Genomic DNA, 16,272 nt, shown 5'->3' with positions numbered 1-16,272 from the left:
GGGTTGCCCTATCCTACGTAATCGTTGAACAGGAGACTTACCGGCCGGGGCATTGGGGAAGGCGGGCGATGAGCGGACGGGATCGCTCCGGACCGGCGGAACTGATGTTCCCCGGAACCAGTGAGATGGCACGGCGGATGCGCGCCCACTCGTGGTCCTCGACCCCCATGGGCGAGCCGGACGCCTGGCCGACGAGCCTGCGCACCGCCTGCCGGATCTGCCTGACCTCGCGCTTCCCCATGATCGTCTGGTGGGGCGAGGACCTGTGGTTCCTCTACAACGACGCCTACCTCCCGCTGCTGGGATCGAAGCATCCCGCCCTGGCCAAGCGGGGCGACGAGGTGTGGGAGGAGATCTGGCACACCATCGGGCCGATGCTGCGGTCGGTGATGGACTCGGGGGAGGCGACCTGGTCGGAGGACCTCCTGCTGTCGATGAACCGGCACGGCTACTGGGAGGAGACCTACTGGACCTACTCCTACAGCCCGCTGCACGACGACGACGGCGCCGTGCGCGGGGTGTTCACCGCGGTCAGCGAGACCACCGAGCGGGTCATCGGCGAACGCCGCCTGGCCGTTCTGCAGGACCTGGGCTCCCAGGCGGGCCGTGCCCGCAGCGTCACCGAGGCGTGCCGGCTCGCGGCCCGGGTGCTGGAGCGGGCCGGCCGCGACGTGCCGTTCGCCGCGATCTACCTGCGCCGGCCGGACGACGACGAGCCGGTGCTGACCGCCATGAGCCCCGAGGGCGCGGAGGTCTCCCCCCTGGCGGGCGGGCCCGGTGACTGGCCGGTGCGGGAGGCGCTGCGCACCGAGCGGCCCGTCACGGTGACGGACGTGGCGGAGCGGTTCGGCGCCCTGCCCGCCGGGGGCTGGCAGACCCCCCCGACGCAGGCCATGGTGCTGCCGCTGGCCGGCGAGACCGGCGGCCAGGCCGTCGGGGCGATCGTGCTGGCGGCCGGCGCGGGCCGGGCCCTGGACGAGGCGTACAAGTCGTTCCTCGGCCTGGTCGCGCGGCAGACCGCCGCCCTGGTCAACGCGGCGGTCGCCTACCAGCTCCAGCAGCGCCGGGCCGAGGAGCTGGCCGAGCTCGACCGGGCCAAGACGGCCTTCTTCTCCAACGTCAGCCACGAGTTCCGCACCCCGCTCACCCTGATCATGGGGCCGGTCCAGGAGCTGCGGAGCGCGCTGGCCGGCGCGGACGAGCGGGTGCGGGAGGACCTCGAGGTCGTCCACCGCAACGGACTGCGCCTGGGCAAGCTGGTCAACACCCTGCTCGACTTCTCCCGCATCGAGGCGGGGCGGGCGCAGGCCCGTTACGAGCCGGTCGACCTCGCCGCCGTCACCGCCGAGCTGGCCAGCGTCTTCCGTTCCGCGATCGACAAGGCCGGGCTGGCCTTCGACGTGGACTGCCCGCCGCTGGCCGAGCCGGTCCACATCGACCGGGGCATGTGGGAGAAGGTGGTGCTGAACCTCCTCAGCAACGCGCTGAAGTTCACCTTCGACGGCTCGATCCGGGTCGCGCTGCGCGGCGACGGCGAGCACGCCGTCCTCACGGTCGCCGACACCGGCGTCGGGATCTCCCGGGAGGAGCTGCCGCGGCTGTTCGAGCGCTTCCACCGCGTCGAGAGCGCCCGGTCGCGCTCGAACGAGGGCAGCGGCATCGGCCTGGCGCTGGTACGGGAGCTGGTCGGGCTGCACGGCGGCACCATCACCGCCGAGAGCGCCGAGGGCGAGGGCACCGCGTTCACCGTCCGCCTGCCCTTCGGCGCCGCGCACCTGCCCCCCGGGAACATCGTCCCGGCCGACGACGCGGAGAGGGTCTCGGCGACCGCCGACCCGTTCGTCGAGGAGGCCCTGCGCTGGCTGCCCGGCGACGCGCCCGCCCGGGACGCCGGGGGTGCGGCGGAGACCGCCGGCCCGGCCCCGGAGGACCTTCCCGAGGGGCGGCGGGACGGCGAGGCCGGGCGGGCCCGGGTGCTGATCGCCGACGACAACGCCGACATGCGCGAATACCTCACCCGGCTGCTGTATCCGGCCTACGACGTCACGGTGGTCACCGACGGCCGGGCCGCCCTGGACGCCGTCCGCGCCGGCCCGCCGGACCTGGTGGTCAGCGACGTGATGATGCCGCTCCTGGACGGCCTGCAGCTGGTCGCCGCGTTGCGCGCGGACCCGCGCACCGCCGGCGTGCCGGTTCTGCTGCTGTCGGCGCGCGCCGGGCAGGAGGCGTCCATCGAGGGCCTGGAGGCCGGCGCCGACGACTACCTCGTCAAGCCCTTCTCCGCGGCCGAGCTGCTGGCCCGGGTGCGGGCCAACGTGGAGCTGGCGCGGTTGCGCGGCCACCACGCCCGATGGCGCAACGCGCTGGTCGACTCCCTGCAGGAGGCGTTCTTCGTCTGCGACGAGGAGGGCGCCGTCATCGAGATCAACTCGGCGTTCACCGACATCCTCGGCTACGACGCGGACGGCCTGCCGTACCGGCCGAGCCACCCGTGGTGGCCCGACGAGGCCGACGACCCCGAGGGGCACCGCCTGGTCGGCGACGTCTTCTCCCGGCTCCTGGACGTCGGGAAGGGCACAGGGGTGGTCCCCCTCGTCCACCGCGACGGGCACCGGGTGTGGGTGGCGGCCACCTTCAACGACGTCCTCGACCCCGACACCGGCCGCCGCCGGATCGTCGGCACGCTCCGCGATGTCACCGCCGAGCACTACGCCGTGCAGCGGGAGAGCGCGCTGGCCGCCCTGAGCGTCCGCCTGTCGCAGGCCGGCAACATGACCGACGCCCTGCACGGGGCCCTTGCGGAGCTGCGGGAGGTCTGGCACGCCCGCCAGGTGCTGGCCGTCCTCTGGAACGGCGACGGCGACGGCGACGGCGACGGCGACGGCGGCGACCGGCCTGCCCTGACCTCCACCGCCGCCGGAGCGGACTGGCGGACCCTGCCGCCGGAGCTGCGCGCCTCGCTCGGCGCCCTGCGCGGGCAGCCGCCGCTGCGCCCGTCCGCGAGCGGAGCCGGTGGCGCGGGGATCACCCTGGAGCATCCCGCCGGGCTGCTCGCCGTCTGGATCGACCTCGGCCAGAACCGGCCCTTCACCGCCGAGGACCAGACCCTGCTGGCGCTGCTGGCCGGCCACCTCGGCCAGGGCCTGCACCGGGCACACCAGCTCGACCGGCAGCGCGAGACCGCGGTGGCGCTGCAGCGCGCGATCCTCGGCCCGCCCCGGCTGCCCGACGGCTTCGCCGTACGCTACGAACCGGCCGGCCGGCCCCTGGAGGTCGGCGGCGACTGGTACGACATCGTGCCGCTGCCCGACGACCGCATCGGCATCGTGGTCGGCGACTGCGTGGGCCGGGGCCTCGAGGCCGCGGCGGTCATGGGGCAGCTGCGCAGCGCCTGCCGCGCCCTGCTGCTGCAGGAGGCGGGCCCCTCACAGGTGCTCACGGCCCTCGACCGGTTCGCCGCGCAGGTCCCCGGCGCCCGGTACACCACCGTCTTCTGCGGCGTCCTGGACACCGCCACCGGCGACCTCGTCTACTCCAGCGCCGGGCATCCACCCGGGATACTGGTCCTTCCCGACGGCGTCACCCGGCTGCTGCAGGACGGCCGCTCCACCCCGCTGGCCGCCCGCCCCGGCCGGGCGCGTCCCGAGGCCGCCTGCACGATGCCGGCCCGCTCCACCCTGCTCCTGTACACCGACGGACTGGTCGAGCGCCGCAGCCGCCCGCTCACGGACGGCATCGGCCAGGCCGGCGCCGCCGTCCAGGACGGCCGCTCCACCCCCATAGAGGACCTCGCCACCGAGGTCATGATCCGCATGGCGCCGGACAGCGGGTACACCGACGACGTCGCACTGCTGCTGTACCGCCAGCCCGCGCCGCTGGAGGTGGCCTTCCCCGCCGAGTCCGGCCAGCTCGCCCCGGTGCGTACGGCGCTGCGCGACTGGCTGAACCGCTGCGAGATCAGCTCGACGATGATCCAGAACGTCTTGGTGGCGGCCGGCGAGGCCTGCGCCAACGCCATCGAGCACGGTCACCGCCACGCCCCGGGCGACATGATCCGGCTGCGGGCGGTCGCCACCGGCGGAGACCTGCGTCTGACCGTGGTCGACAGCGGGCGGTGGAAGACCCCCCGGCCGGAGATCAACTCCCACCGCGGCCGGGGCGTCGCCCTCATGCGGGCCCTGATGCATCACGTCACCATCGAACCCGGCGCCGGCGGCACCACCGTCGACATGCACACGAGGATCACCCGATGACGACCCCCCTGACGCTGGCCGCCTCTCGGCGCTCCGACGGCACCCCGGTCCTCACCGTCACCGGTGAGATCGACATGAGCAACGCCGGCACCCTGGACGACGCCCTGGCCGGGGCCGCCGACGACGGCCGCCTCGTCGTCGACCTCGCCGCCGTGGACTACCTCGACAGTGCCGGGCTGACCGTCCTGTTCGAGCACGCCCCGCACATCGAACTGGTCGCCAACCCCCTGCTCGCCCCGGTCCTGTCCATCTCCGGGCTCGTCGACGTCACCACCGTGCACGGCCTCGACCCGGGCTCCGACGGCTCCCGCCCCGACGGCTCCCGCCCCGACGGTTCAGGTCCTGACGGTTCCGGTCCTGACGGTTCCGGTCCTGATGGTGCGGGCCCTGATGGCTCGGGCCCGTCCTGGCGGCTCGGGTCCTGACGGCTCAGGGCCCCGTACGGCCCGGCCCGTCCTGACGGCTCAGGGCCGCGTACGGCCCGGTCCGTCCTTGACAGCGGGGCCGGCCGTACGGGGCTTTATGGCCTTATAGAGCCTTATGGGGCCGGGGCGGGGTCCCGGCGGACGTCACCGGCGGGCCCGCCACTCGCCCAGCAGCCGGTGGGCACAGGCGGCGGGCGGGATGAGCATGCTGGTGAGCAGCGTCTGCCGTATGTCCTGCCGGGTGCGCGGCCCCGGGGCGATGTGGGCCCAGGCGGACTCCGCGGTCAGCGCCAGCCAGCCCGCTCCGGCCAGCGCCGCCGTGCCGCGCAGCGCCCCGGCGGCCCGCGGTCCGCCGCGCGCGGCGACACCGCCCGCCAGGCCGCCGGCCAGCAGGCCCAGCGCTCCCAGCCCCGTCGTCAGCGCGTGGCGGGGCAGCCGTCCCGGGCCGCCGCCGACGGCCGTCCGCCAGGACGCGCCGTGCAGGCGGCGCATCAGCGCGTCGTCGGCGTTGCCGCGCTGGCGGAGCACGCTCGCCCACGGCCCGTCGTCCCGGGACGGGTGCCGGGCGACGCGCTCACCCCTGACCAGGCGGTGGCCGGCCGCCGTCACCCGCAGCGCGAGGTCGGCGTCCTGCCGGAAGGCGCCGGAGAAACGCTCGTCGAACCCACCGACCCGTTTCAGCACGTCCCGCCGGTAGGCCATGTCGGCGGTGGCCCAGCCGGCGTCCGCCGGTTCGCCGGCGGCGCGTCCCTCGCCGGCCGGTCGCCCGGCGGCGCCGCGCCTCACGCCGTCCGGCCGTACGGCTTCGGACGGGGGCTCGGCGCGGCCGCGGCTGCCGGCCACGTCGGCGGGGAGGTCCGCCAGGTCGGCGTGGAGGGCCCGCACCCAGCCGGGGGCGGGGATCACGTCGTCGTCGAGGAACACCACCCACGGGGTGTCCGCGGCCCGCCAGCCGGCGTTGCGGGCGGCGGCCCGGCCCCGTCCGCCCGAGCGCACCACCCGGATCCGCTGTCCCGCCTCGCCGTCGCCGCCGGGCGGGCGCGCCTCCGCCGGGTACGTCTCCGCCGGGTACGCCTCGATCAGGCCCGGCAGCTCGCACATCACGGCGTCGGCCAGGTCGGTACGGGGGTCGGGGACGTGCTCGGGCCGGTCGTCCACGACGATGACGTCGGGACCCGGGTCGATCGCGGCCAGCGTCGCGGCCAGGCTGGGCCGGCCCACGGTCGGGACCACCACGGTGATCATGCGGTGGACACCTCCGCCCGGCGGGCCGCGCGCGGGCTCCCGGCCATCGCGGTCGTCACGGCTGACGCGGCCGTCACGGCGGCCGGGGTCGGTACGGCCGTCACGGCCGCCGGGGCCACGCGTCCGCCGGCGGCCGACGCGGCGGCAGGATCATGAGAAATCGCATTCATCACGAGAAATCGCATTGCGCCCCCTTGTTGAGGTACGCGCACGACTACCGAGGGAAGCGTCTTTCAAACCTCGGATTTCCCGCAAGGGAAGGTAGACGAAGCACAAGCCGCGTCCTGTCCTGGTAAGGAGCCGTTTGGAAGATCCCGGGCCCGGGAAATCGCAGACCATCCCGTATGGCCTTCCGGAGAGCCCGTGGCGCCGGGTCCGCGCCGCCCGTCCGGGGAAGACGACGTCGCCGTCCCGCCTGGAGACACCGCCGGTCCGCCCGGAGGCGCCGTTCCCCGGTGAGCAGGTCCGGCGCGGAGGGTCCGCCGCCGTCCGTCCGCCTGGAGGTGCCCTTGCCCGCCCGCCGTCCCGCCGCGGTGCTCTTCGACCGGGACGGGACCCTCGTCGAGGACGTCCCCTACAACGCCGACCCCGGCCGGGTACGGCCGGTGCCGGGCGCCCGCCGCGCGCTGGACCGGCTGCGCCGGGCCGGGATCCCGGTCGGGGTGGTGACCAACCAGTCGGGGGTCGCCAGGGGCCTCCTCACCCCGGACGCGCTGGAGGACGTCAACCGGCGCGTGGAGGAGCTGCTCGGCCCGTTCGCGGTCTGGGCGGTGTGCCCCCACGGCGAGGACGACCGGTGCGCCTGCCGTAAGCCCGCTCCGGGGCTGGTGCTGCACGCGGCGGCCGTCCTCGGCGTCGACGCCCGCGACTGCGTGGTCGTCGGCGACATCGGACGCGACGTGGAGGCCGCCCGCGCGGCCGGGGCGCGCGGCATCCTCGTCCCGACGCCGGTCACCCTGCCCGAGGAGGTGGCGGCGGCGTCCGAGGTCGCCGCGGACCTCGCCGCCGCCGTGGACCTGATCCTGCGCCCCGTTCCCGCCGAGACCGTGCGGGCCGATACCGAGGAGCCCGCGTGAAGATCCTGCTGTGGCACGTGCACGGGTCGTGGACCACCGCGTTCGTCCAGGGCGGTCACGACTACCTGGTGCCGCTCGTCCCGGACCGCGGACCCGACGGCCGCGGCCGGGCCCGCACCTTCTCCTGGCCGCAGAACGTCCGCGAGGTGCCGTGGGACCGGCTCCGCGACGAGGAGATCGACGTCGCCGTCCTGCAGCGGCCCCACGAGACCGAACTCGCCGAACAGTGGCTCGGCCGCCGCCCGGGACGCGATCTGGCGGCCGTCTACGTCGAGCACAACACCCCCGCCGGGGACGTCCCGCGCACCCGCCACCCGCTGGCCGGCCGCTCCGACATCCCGCTGGTGCACGTGACGCACTTCAACGATCTGTTCTGGGACTCGGGCCTGGCCCCCGCCCGGGTCATCGAGCACGGCGTCGTCGATCCCGGGCACCGTTACACCGGGGAGCTGCCCCGCGCCGGCGTCGTGGTCAACGAGCCGGTCCGCCGTACCCGCGTCGCCGGCACCGACCTGCTCCCGCGCTTCGCCGCCGCCGTGCCGCTGGACCTCTTCGGGATGAAGGTCACCGGCCTGCCGTACGGGACCTTCGAGGACCTGCCGCAGCAGCGGATGCACGCCGAGCTGGCCCGGCGGCGCGTCTACCTGCACCCCTACCGGTGGACCTCGCTGGGGCTCTCGCTGATCGAGGCCATGCTGCTCGGCATGCCCGTGGTGGCGCCGGCCTGCACCGAGGCCGTCGAGGCCGTGCCCGCCGAGGCCGGGGTGATCTCCACCCGCGTCGCCACCCTGGTCGCCGCCCTGGAGGCGTTCGCCGCCGACCCGGCTCTGGCCGCGCGGACGGGCAGGGCCGCTCGCGCCGCCGCCCTGTCCCGCTACGGCCTGCCCCGCTTCCTGTCCGACTGGGACCGCCTGCTGGCGGAGACGGCCTGACCCGCGTTCACGCGCTCGGTCATCGTGTGGCGTGTTCGACGCCATCGGGTTACATTTATTGCAGATAAGCTTTCGAGTTGGAGGCGCCATGTCCCGTTCCGGAGTCCTGGCCGATGCCACGCGTATCGAGGCGGACAGTGATGACCGCGAGCTCCTGGCCCACGTGGAAGAAGCCATAGCCGCTGAGCAGGCGTCGCTGGTGCTGCGCGGCCCCGACGGCGCCGACATCGAACTGCCCCGGTCGTTGGTGAGCCTGGTCCTGGCCGCGGCCCATGATCTCGCGAGGGGCAACGCCGTTCTCGCTCTGCCGGTGGAGACCCGGCTGACCCCGAACGAGGTCGCCCGGATGCTCGGCCTGTCACGCCCCTTCGTGGTCAGGTTGCTCGACGAGGGTGAGATCCCCTTCCAGCGTCTGCCGGACAGTCGTCATCGTCTGATCCGCCTTGCGGATGTCCTGGAGTTCCAGGTTCGTCGTGAACACCGCGCCGAGGGCCGCCGGAGGATCATTGAGATCGCAAAAGGGGAAGAATTGCCCTATTGACCTTTTGGAAAGAAGCAGGATCTTCCTACTGACCCACACAGGAAGTCGGTCGTCGGTATGGTGCCGGAGTGTCGAAACTCCCGGACCTCAGAGACTTCGTGCGGGATGAGCCCTTACCCCCGAAGTCGACTCTGCTTGTACGGGGCGGGCCTGACTCGCTGGGGAAACTCAGGTCCCATGCTGAGCGTGTCCGTCGGGCTTTCGTGCTCGACGGCGCTCCTGTCTTGGGAATCTCCGTCTTCGCCGCGTTGGACGACATCGGCCCGGCGTCGCTGGACGGAATCCAGGCTGGGAAGCTATCGACCTACCGCGTCGTCCATCTCATCCCGGTGGGGGAGGTGTCAGCGGCTGGATTCCCCTTGTTGCCAACGTTTGATCGCCCCCATGTGACACTGCTGTTAGGCAGTTTGGACCGCGTGGAGTCGTTGCTGAATCTGCTTGGTCCGCCGCAAGCGAACCCTCAGTATGGTGAGATGGGACACCGGGCGAGGAGGCGAACGTGACGATCAATATTGACATCGCCGCCGATCTCAACGCTGAAGATCACACCGGGTATGTGTGGACGTTTCTCGACGAGGCGCGCGATCCATCGATCATCACGCCCGGTGCTCTGGTCATCGCCGGAGACGAAGACGCGCCTGCCGTAGCGGTCGTGGTCGACCTTCTTTCTCACCCCAACGGCACGATCGTGCACCTCGACGTCCTGCCAGGAGCGATCGAAAGCTATCTCGCGCTGGCCCGGCGTATCGACGCGTCAGCGTGAGGCTCAAGAGCGGAAAAGGGTGACGCCCGGGTCTCGTTGTTGAGCCCCGGGCGTCGCCGCCTCGATCGTCATGCCGGTTCCGCCAGCACCTCCGCCGGCCTCCTGGCCATCGCCCGCCGGACCGCGACCGAGGTCACCGGCGTCACGAGCGCCGCCACGACGAGCAGCAGGCACAGCGCGACGGCCGCCGATCCGCCGGTGAGGACGTCCCCGGAGACCGCGATCGCTGTGGGGAGGACGGCGGCGGCGGCGACGGCCAGCCCGGCGCCGATCCCGGTCGCCGCGACGATCGCCATCTCCGTCAGGACGATCCTGCGGACCTGCCGCCGGGTCGCCCCCGCGAGCCGCAGCAGGGCCAGCTCGCGTCGCCGTGACAGGACGGACACGCTCACGGTGTTGACGACGGCGATCGCCGCGTAGGCGACGGTGATGGCGACGAGCAGGGAGTCGACGAGCGCCTGCACCCCGAGTCCCGGCCGGAACGCGGCTTCGACGCCTTCGCGGCCCCGCACCACGGCTTCCGGCTGCCCGGCGACGGCGTGTGCGAGCCGGGTCCGGAGGTCGCCGGGCGGAAGGTCCCCGGTGCCGCGGACGACGACCTGCCCGATGCCGCGTCCGGTCGTGTGGGCGGCGAGGAGTCCGGCGGGAAGCAGAAGGTTCTCGTAGCCCGCCCGGTCCTCGAACGTCGCCACGAGGCGCAGCTCCTTCGCAGCGCCGTCGCCGAACCGGAACAGCAGCGTGTCGCCGACCGCGACGCCGAGTTCTCCGGCGTTCGCCGCCGGGAGCGCGACGGCGGCGCCGGTGAGATCGGACAGGGAGCCGGTGACGACCTCGTTGGTGAGGACGCGGCCCGCTCCCGCGGCCGTCACCCCGCGCACCGGCCACGGACGGTCGCGGTGCGAGCCGTCGTACGGGCGTTCGATCCAGCCGCCGCTCATGACGAACGCGCTCGCGGCGTCCACTCCCGGGACCGCCTCCAGGGCGCCGACGAGGCCGGGCCCGGCGCCACCGGGCACCTGAACCGTGAAATCCGCGCCGACCGTGGCGACCGACGCCTCCTCCTGGGCCGCGAGCCGGATCGACTGCGCGACGAGATTGCCCCCGCCGATCCCCATCACGAGCGCCACACAGGAGCTCACGGTCGCCAGCTGGGCAGCGCGCGCCCGGACGTTGTCCGCGCCGAGGGGCCCGAGACGTCCGCCGGCGAGCCGTACGAGCGGGCGGAGCGTCAGGGTCCCGAGGCGCTGGATCGCCGGCGCCAGCAGGGCGGCGGAGACGCTCCCGGCGAGGACCGCGGGACCGCTGGTCGCGGACACCACGGAGGGGCTCATCAGGCAGGTGACGACGGCGAGCGCGACGGCGCCGATCCCGAAGAGGACGCCGAACGCCCATCGTGCGGCGCCGACGCGGTACGGGGGCAGATCCGCCTCGCGCATCGCGTCGATCGCCCGGGACCGCCGCGCGGGGCGGGCGGCCGACCGCGCGGCGGACCAGACGGCGAGCGAGGTCACGACCAGTGCGACGGCGAGCGGGACGGCGCCGGCCTCCAGGCGGAGCGTGCCGGGCACCACCCCCGCGGCGGTGATGACACCGAAGACCAGGTGGGCCAGCGGGATCCCGGCGGCGAGGCCGAGCGCCGCCCCGCCCACACCGACGATCATGGTCTCGGAGACGATGAGCCCCCGCACCTGCCGGCCGGTCGCGCCGGCGGCCCGGAGCAGGCCGATCTCCCTGGCACGCTGCCTGACCGAAAGGCTCACGGTGGCCGAGACGACGGTCGCCAGGACGATGAGCACGATGCCGCCGAACACGGCCCCGATGACGATCGTGGGGGTGCGCGCGGCCCGGACCGTGGGATCCTCCGCGGCGCCGCGGCCGTCCCCGGTGAGCACCGTCGAGCCGGGGACCGCGGCGGCGGCGCGCCTCGCCACCTCGTCGGTGTCCGCTCCCGGCCGGGGCAGGACGCCGACGGCGTCGACCGGTTCCGTGCCGCCCAGCGTCCGCGCCCTCCCGTCGGAGATGAAGATCACGGGGGGTGAGTCCGTGTCTCCGGCGACGGCCGAGACGCGGTGGTCCGCGGCGTCGCCCTGGACCGTGAGCCTCACGGTTCCGCCGGGTTCGAGGCCGAGCGGCCGGGACAGGGCCGGGGTGATCGCGATCTCGTCCGGGGCGGCGGGCGCGGTGCCTCCGGACAGCGGGAACGGGCCCAGCGCGGCCGACGACCAGTTCTGGGCCAGGACGGTGACCGCCGACCCGTCGCTCCGGACGGCGGTCATGGGGAAGAACGACACCGGTACCGCGGCGCCGACGCCTTCCACCGAGGACAGCGCGGTCGTCACGTCCGCGCCGAGCCGGTGCCGCTCGGGGTAGGGACGGAAGTCCGTCGTGGGGCGCCCGTCTCCGTCGAGCATCCGGTAGCTCGCGTCCCCGATGACGACGAGCGGGGCGGCGCCGAGGCGCTCGGGCGGCGCGGTCAGCCGGATGCCCGTCTCGAAGAGCGAGCCGGAAAGGACGATGAGGGCCGTCCCCAGCAGAGCGGAGACGAACACGGCGACGAACGCGGCGATCCGGTGACGGACGCCGCTCAGGGCCAGGCCGAGCATCAGCGCACCGCCGGACGGCCGGCGGCGAGGTGCGCCAGGAGCTCGGCGACCCTCTCGGCCGACGGGCGGTCGATCCGGCCGGCGACGCGCCCGTCGACGATGAAGACCACGCTGTCGGCGTACGACGCGGCGACGGGGTCGTGCGTCGTCATCATGATGGTCTGGCCGGTCTCACGGGCCGAGTCCTGCAAAAGTTCGAGAACGCGGGCGGCGGTCACGGTGTCGAGTGCCCCGGTCGGCTCGTCGGCGAAGAGCACGTCGGCCTCGCCCGCCATAGCGCGGGCGATCGCGACGCGCTGCTGCTGGCCGCCGGACAGCATGCCCGGATGGTGGGCCTGCCGTCCGGAGAGCCCGACCCGCTCCAGCGCCCGCTCGATGCGCCGCCGGTCCGAGGCGCGGCCCGCGAGGGTCATCGGAAGGGCGACGTTCTGCGCGACGGTCAGGGTGGGGACGAGGTTGTACGACTGGAACACGAAGGCCACCCGTTCACGCCGGAACTCCGTGAGCCGGTCCTCGGACATGCCGCCGAGCGCCTGCCCGGCCAGCGTGACCGATCCGGACGTGGGGGAGTCGAGTCCCGCCGCGCAGTGCATCAGCGTGCTCTTCCCCGACCCGGAAGGGCCCATGACGGCGGTGAACGACCCCGCGCTCAGCTCCAGCGACACCCCGTCGAGCGCGCGGATCTCCTGTTCGCCCGTTCCGTAGACCTTCGTCACCGTGTCGAGTGCCACCGGGATCCCCGTGGACCCGCCCCCGGGCGGCTGCTCGCCGACGTCCATCCGACTTCTCCATCCTCGGCCCCAAGCCGTCAGATCATCACCATAAATAGTGTAATGAATGAACAGTATGAGGCATGCACTGTTTTGTCGGGTACCGGTTCCCGGGCGGGGGCACAGCGGGCCGCTCGATCAGTGAGAGGGTCACACGGATACCATGGGGCGATGACGAAGGCCCCGCCCGACGCCTCCCACGAGAAGAACGCCGGGCTTCCCGGCGGCCTGCGCCGCGCGTGGGGGGTCGCCGATCCGGCGCCGAGACGGGGCCCCAAGGCGTCGCTGTCGATCCCGATGATCCTCGACGCGGCGGTGTCGCTCGCCGACGCCGAAGGGCTCCAGGGGTTGTCCCTCGTACGGATCGCCGAACAGCTCGGGGTCACGACCAACGCGCTCTACCGCTACCTCGACTCACGCGAGGAGCTCGACCTCCTGCTGCGTGACCACGCGCTGGGGGCTCCGGAACGCACGGAACGGACGTTCGACCGCTGGCAGGACGCCGTGGCGGAATGGGCGCGCTCCCTGCGCGCGCGCTACGTGCGGCACCCCTGGCTCGCCGACCTGAGCGTCCGTGTCCCGGTGACCCCGCACGCGCTGGCCTGGCTCGAGATCCTCCTCGAACGCCTCGGTGGCAGCGGCCTGGACGACGTGGGCACGCTGCGCGCCGCGGGGCTCCTCGACGGCTACGTCCGGTGGAGCTCCGCGGCGGCCCGCGATCTCGCCGGGAACCGGACGCCGGTGGTCGAGGGGTCCGCCATCGTCGACCTCGTCGGCCCGCTGCTCGTCGAGCGCGGGATGCCGCGGATCGCCGCCCTCTTCGACGGCGGGCTCTACCGCGAGTCGCCGGAACGCCACGAAGACGCCGACTTCGAGTTCGGCGTCGACTGCATCATCGCGGGGCTGACGGCCTCCTCGGCCACGTAAGCCACGCAGGGCCCGCCCGTACGTCGGCGGGGTCCGAGCCCTGATCGCCGCGCCCGGTGCCCGGGGGCGTCTCCAGCGCCCGGGGTGGAAAAGGGTGACGCCCGGGTCTCGCCGTTGAGACCCGGGCGTCGCCGCCTCCCGCGACCGGCCGGAGCGGCCGGGGCGGACGTCAGCCCATGTGCGGGTAGCGGTGGTCGGTCGGCGGGACGAACGTCTCCTTGATCGTGCGGGAGTTCACCCAGCGGATCAGGTTGTAGATCGAGCCGGCCTTGTCGTTGGTGCCCGAGGAGCGGGCGCCGCCGAAGGGCTGCTGCCCGACGACCGCGCCGGTGGGCTTGTCGTTGACGTAGAAGTTGCCCGCCGCGAAGCGCAGCCGCTCCGACGCCGTCGCGATCGCGTACCGGTCACGGGCGATGATCGAGCCGGTCAGCGCGTACTGCGAGACGTTCTCCATCTGGTCCATCACCGTGTCGAAGTCCGCGTCGTCGTAGACGTGGACGCCGAGGATGGGCCCGAAGTACTCCTTGGCGAAGATCTCGTCGGCCGGGTCGGCGCACTCGAGGACGGTGGGCCGTACGAAGTAGCCGGTGGAGTCGTCGTAGGAGCCGGTCAGCACGTCGATCGAGTCGAGCGAGCGGGCCCGGTCGATCGCCGCCCTGTGCTTGGCGAACGCCCGGTCGTCGATCACCGCGCCCATGAAGGCCGACAGGTCGGTCGCCACGTCGCCGACGGTCAGCGACTCGGCGGTGCCGACGAGCTCGTCGCGGATCAGCGACCACAGCGACCGCGGGACGTAGGCGCGCGAGGCCGCCGAGCACTTCTGGCCCTGGTACTCGAAGGCGCCCCGGATCAGCGCGGTGGTCAGCACCGCCGGGTCGGCCGAGGGGTGGGCCAGCACGAAGTCCTTGCCGCCGGTCTCGCCGACGAGGCGCGGGTAGCTGCGGTAGGAGGCGATGTTCGCGCCCACCGTGGACCACAGGTGCTGGAAGGTCGCGGTGGAGCCGGTGAAGTGGATGCCGGCCAGCCGCGGGTGGGTCAGGGCCGCCTCGGAGACGGCCTGGCCGTTGCCGGTGACCATGTTGATCACGCCCGGCGGCAGCCCTGCCTCCTCCAGCAGCCGCATGGTGAAGTGCGCGGCGAACTGCTGGGTGGGGGAGGGCTTCCAGACGACGACGTTGCCCATCAGGGCCGCCGAGGTCGGCAGGTTGCCGGCGATGGCGGTGAAGTTGAACGGCGTGATCGCCAGGACGAAGCCCTCCAGCGGGCGGTACTCCATCCGGTTCCACACCCCCGGCGACGACACCGGCTGGTCGCTGTAGAGCCGCCGGGCGTAGGAGACGTTGAACCGCAGGAAGTCGATCAGCTCGCAGGCGGCGTCGATCTCGGCCTGCTGCGCCGACTTCGACTGGCCCAGGACCGTCGCGGCGTTCAGCGTCTGCCGCCACGGGCCGGCCAGCAGGTCGGCGGCGCGCAGGAAGATCGCGGCCCGCTCGTCGAACGACAGCGCCTGCCAGGCCGGGGCCGCCGCCAGCGAGGCGTCGATCGCGGCCCGCACGTCATCGGCGGTGGCGTCGGCCGTACGGCCCAGCACCGAGGCGTGGTTGTGCGGCTGCACCACGTCGATGGAGGCGCCGCCGCCCATGCGCTGCTCGCCGCCGATCGTCATGCTCAGGTCGAGCTGGGCTCCGGAGAGCTCCTTGATGCGGTTCTCGAGCGCGGCGCGCTCGGCGCTGCCGGGCGCGTAGCCCAGCACCGGCTCGTTGACCGGAGCCGGGACGTTGGAGATGGCATCCATCACTTGCCTCCAAGGGCACGGAGAAAGAAGGCGATGTTGGCGGGACGCTCGGCCAGCCGGCGCATGAAGTAGCCGTACCAGTCGTCGCCGTAGGGGACGTAGACGCGCACGGTGTGACCCGCCCCGGCCAGGGCCTGCTGCTTGTCGGTCCGGATGCCGTAGAGCATCTGGTACTCGTAGCCGCCCCGGGGACGGTCGAACCGGTCGGCGAGGGTCTCGGTGATCGCGATCAGCCGGTCGTCGTGCGTGGCCACCATCGGGTAGCCCTCGCCGCCCATCAGGAGACGCAGGCAGCGGACGTAGGCCCGGTCGACGTCGCTCCTGCCCTGGTGGGCCACGGAGGCGGGCTCGGCGTAGGCCCCCTTGACCAGGCGGACCCGCGAACCCGTGTGCGACAGGTCGCGGCAGTCGCCCTCGGTGCGGAACAGGTACGCCTGGAGGGCGACCCCGGTGGAGGGGAAGTCCTCGCGCAGCGCGCGCAGGGTCGCGAGCGTGGAGTCGACCGTGGTGTGGTCCTCCATGTCGAGGGTCATGGTCGCCCCGGCCGCGCGGGCCGCCTCGGCGACCCGGCGGGCGTTGTCCAGGGAGATCTTGTCGCCGTCCGCGCCGAGGGCCTGGCCGACGGCCGACAGCTTCACCGACACCTCGGCGCGGTCGCCGAGTTCCAGTTCGCGCAGCGCGCCGAGGAACGTGACGTACGCCTCGGCCGTCTTGGCGGCCGCCTCGGCGTCCCGGGTCTCCTCGCCGAGGTGGTCGACGGTGACGGCCAGGCCGGCACTGGCCAGCCGGTGTACGGCCTCCACCGCCTCCCGGGCGCTCTCGCCCGCGACGAAGCGGTCGACGACCTTGCGTGTCAGGGGGACGCCGGAGACCGCGCGCCGCACGAGCGGCATCCGCGAACCGGCGAGAAGAAGGGAACCGAGCATGCTCTCATGCTAAAAC

12 protein-coding genes are annotated in these 16,272 nt (G+C 73.4%); 7 read left to right on the top strand and 5 right to left on the bottom strand.

Annotated features, from left to right (window positions below; genetic code table 11):
- The first annotated feature begins 68 nt into the window (after positions 1-68).
- On the top strand, positions 69-4,253 hold the full coding sequence (locus ACZ6W9_RS32225) for a SpoIIE family protein phosphatase (RefSeq protein WP_470121135.1): 4,185 nt from the start codon (positions 69-71) through the stop codon (positions 4,251-4,253).
- A complete protein-coding gene (locus tag ACZ6W9_RS32220; RefSeq protein WP_470121133.1) occupies positions 4,250-4,678 on the top strand; it encodes an STAS domain-containing protein in 429 nt (142 codons plus the stop codon). Before ACZ6W9_RS32225 ends, ACZ6W9_RS32220 begins: the two co-directional genes overlap by 4 nt.
- A 144-nt stretch (positions 4,679-4,822) precedes the next feature.
- Here the strand turns inward: ACZ6W9_RS32220 and ACZ6W9_RS32215 are convergent, their stop codons facing one another.
- Positions 4,823-5,923 carry a glycosyltransferase family 2 protein gene (locus ACZ6W9_RS32215; protein ID WP_470121131.1) on the bottom strand — a complete coding sequence of 367 codons (1,101 nt, stop codon included), beginning with the start codon at positions 5,921-5,923 and terminating at the stop codon, positions 4,823-4,825.
- 509 nt (positions 5,924-6,432) lie between these two features.
- Here ACZ6W9_RS32215 and ACZ6W9_RS32210 point away from each other — a divergent pair.
- From ACZ6W9_RS32210 to ACZ6W9_RS32195, 4 genes are all read left to right on the top strand, one after another.
- Entirely contained in the window at positions 6,433-6,999 is a 567-nt protein-coding gene (locus ACZ6W9_RS32210; protein WP_470121129.1) for a D-glycero-alpha-D-manno-heptose-1,7-bisphosphate 7-phosphatase, read from the top strand.
- Positions 6,996-7,931 (top strand): glycosyltransferase, encoded by a 936-nt coding sequence (locus ACZ6W9_RS32205; protein ID WP_470121127.1) that lies wholly within the window; start codon positions 6,996-6,998, stop codon positions 7,929-7,931. The genes ACZ6W9_RS32210 and ACZ6W9_RS32205 overlap by 4 nt, the downstream gene beginning before the upstream one ends.
- Before the next feature lie 31 nt (positions 7,932-7,962).
- On the top strand, positions 7,963-8,472 hold the full coding sequence (locus tag ACZ6W9_RS32200; RefSeq protein ID WP_389967323.1) for a helix-turn-helix domain-containing protein: 510 nt from the start codon (positions 7,963-7,965) through the stop codon (positions 8,470-8,472).
- A 499-nt stretch (positions 8,473-8,971) separates the two neighbouring features.
- Positions 8,972-9,235 (top strand): hypothetical protein, encoded by a 264-nt coding sequence (locus tag ACZ6W9_RS32195; protein ID WP_389967326.1) that lies wholly within the window; start codon positions 8,972-8,974, stop codon positions 9,233-9,235.
- 68 nt (positions 9,236-9,303) lie between these two features.
- On the opposite strand, the gene ACZ6W9_RS32190 is transcribed toward ACZ6W9_RS32195, so the two are convergent.
- Together ACZ6W9_RS32190 and ACZ6W9_RS32185 are read right to left on the bottom strand one after the other, a co-directional pair.
- Entirely contained in the window at positions 9,304-11,838 is a 2,535-nt protein-coding gene (locus ACZ6W9_RS32190; RefSeq protein WP_470121123.1) for an FtsX-like permease family protein, read from the bottom strand.
- The gene (locus ACZ6W9_RS32185; RefSeq protein WP_470121121.1) at positions 11,838-12,617 is read right to left on the bottom strand and encodes an ABC transporter ATP-binding protein; all 780 of its coding nucleotides are present in this window, start codon (positions 12,615-12,617) and stop codon (positions 11,838-11,840) included. Before ACZ6W9_RS32185 ends, ACZ6W9_RS32190 begins: the two co-directional genes overlap by 1 nt.
- 162 nt (positions 12,618-12,779) lie before the next feature.
- Between ACZ6W9_RS32185 and ACZ6W9_RS32180 the strand changes: the two genes are divergently transcribed.
- Positions 12,780-13,535: a TetR/AcrR family transcriptional regulator gene (locus tag ACZ6W9_RS32180; RefSeq protein WP_470121119.1), complete on the top strand. Its 756-nt coding sequence runs from the start codon at positions 12,780-12,782 to the stop codon at positions 13,533-13,535.
- 169 nt (positions 13,536-13,704) lie between these two features.
- Here ACZ6W9_RS32180 and pruA read toward each other — a convergent pair whose 3' ends face one another.
- Together pruA and ACZ6W9_RS32170 are read right to left on the bottom strand one after the other, a co-directional pair.
- Positions 13,705-15,330 (bottom strand): L-glutamate gamma-semialdehyde dehydrogenase, encoded by a 1,626-nt coding sequence (gene pruA / locus ACZ6W9_RS32175; protein ID WP_389967338.1) that lies wholly within the window; start codon positions 15,328-15,330, stop codon positions 13,705-13,707.
- On the bottom strand, positions 15,330-16,256 hold the full coding sequence (locus ACZ6W9_RS32170) for a proline dehydrogenase family protein (protein ID WP_389967341.1): 927 nt from the start codon (positions 16,254-16,256) through the stop codon (positions 15,330-15,332). Before ACZ6W9_RS32170 ends, pruA begins: the two co-directional genes overlap by 1 nt.
- Between the last annotated feature and the right edge of the window lie 16 nt (positions 16,257-16,272).

The organism is Streptosporangium sp. NPDC053982, assembly GCF_055585205.1.
The sequence above is the reverse complement of the archived record's forward strand: the minus strand, read 5'-3'. Positions and strand labels throughout refer to the sequence as shown.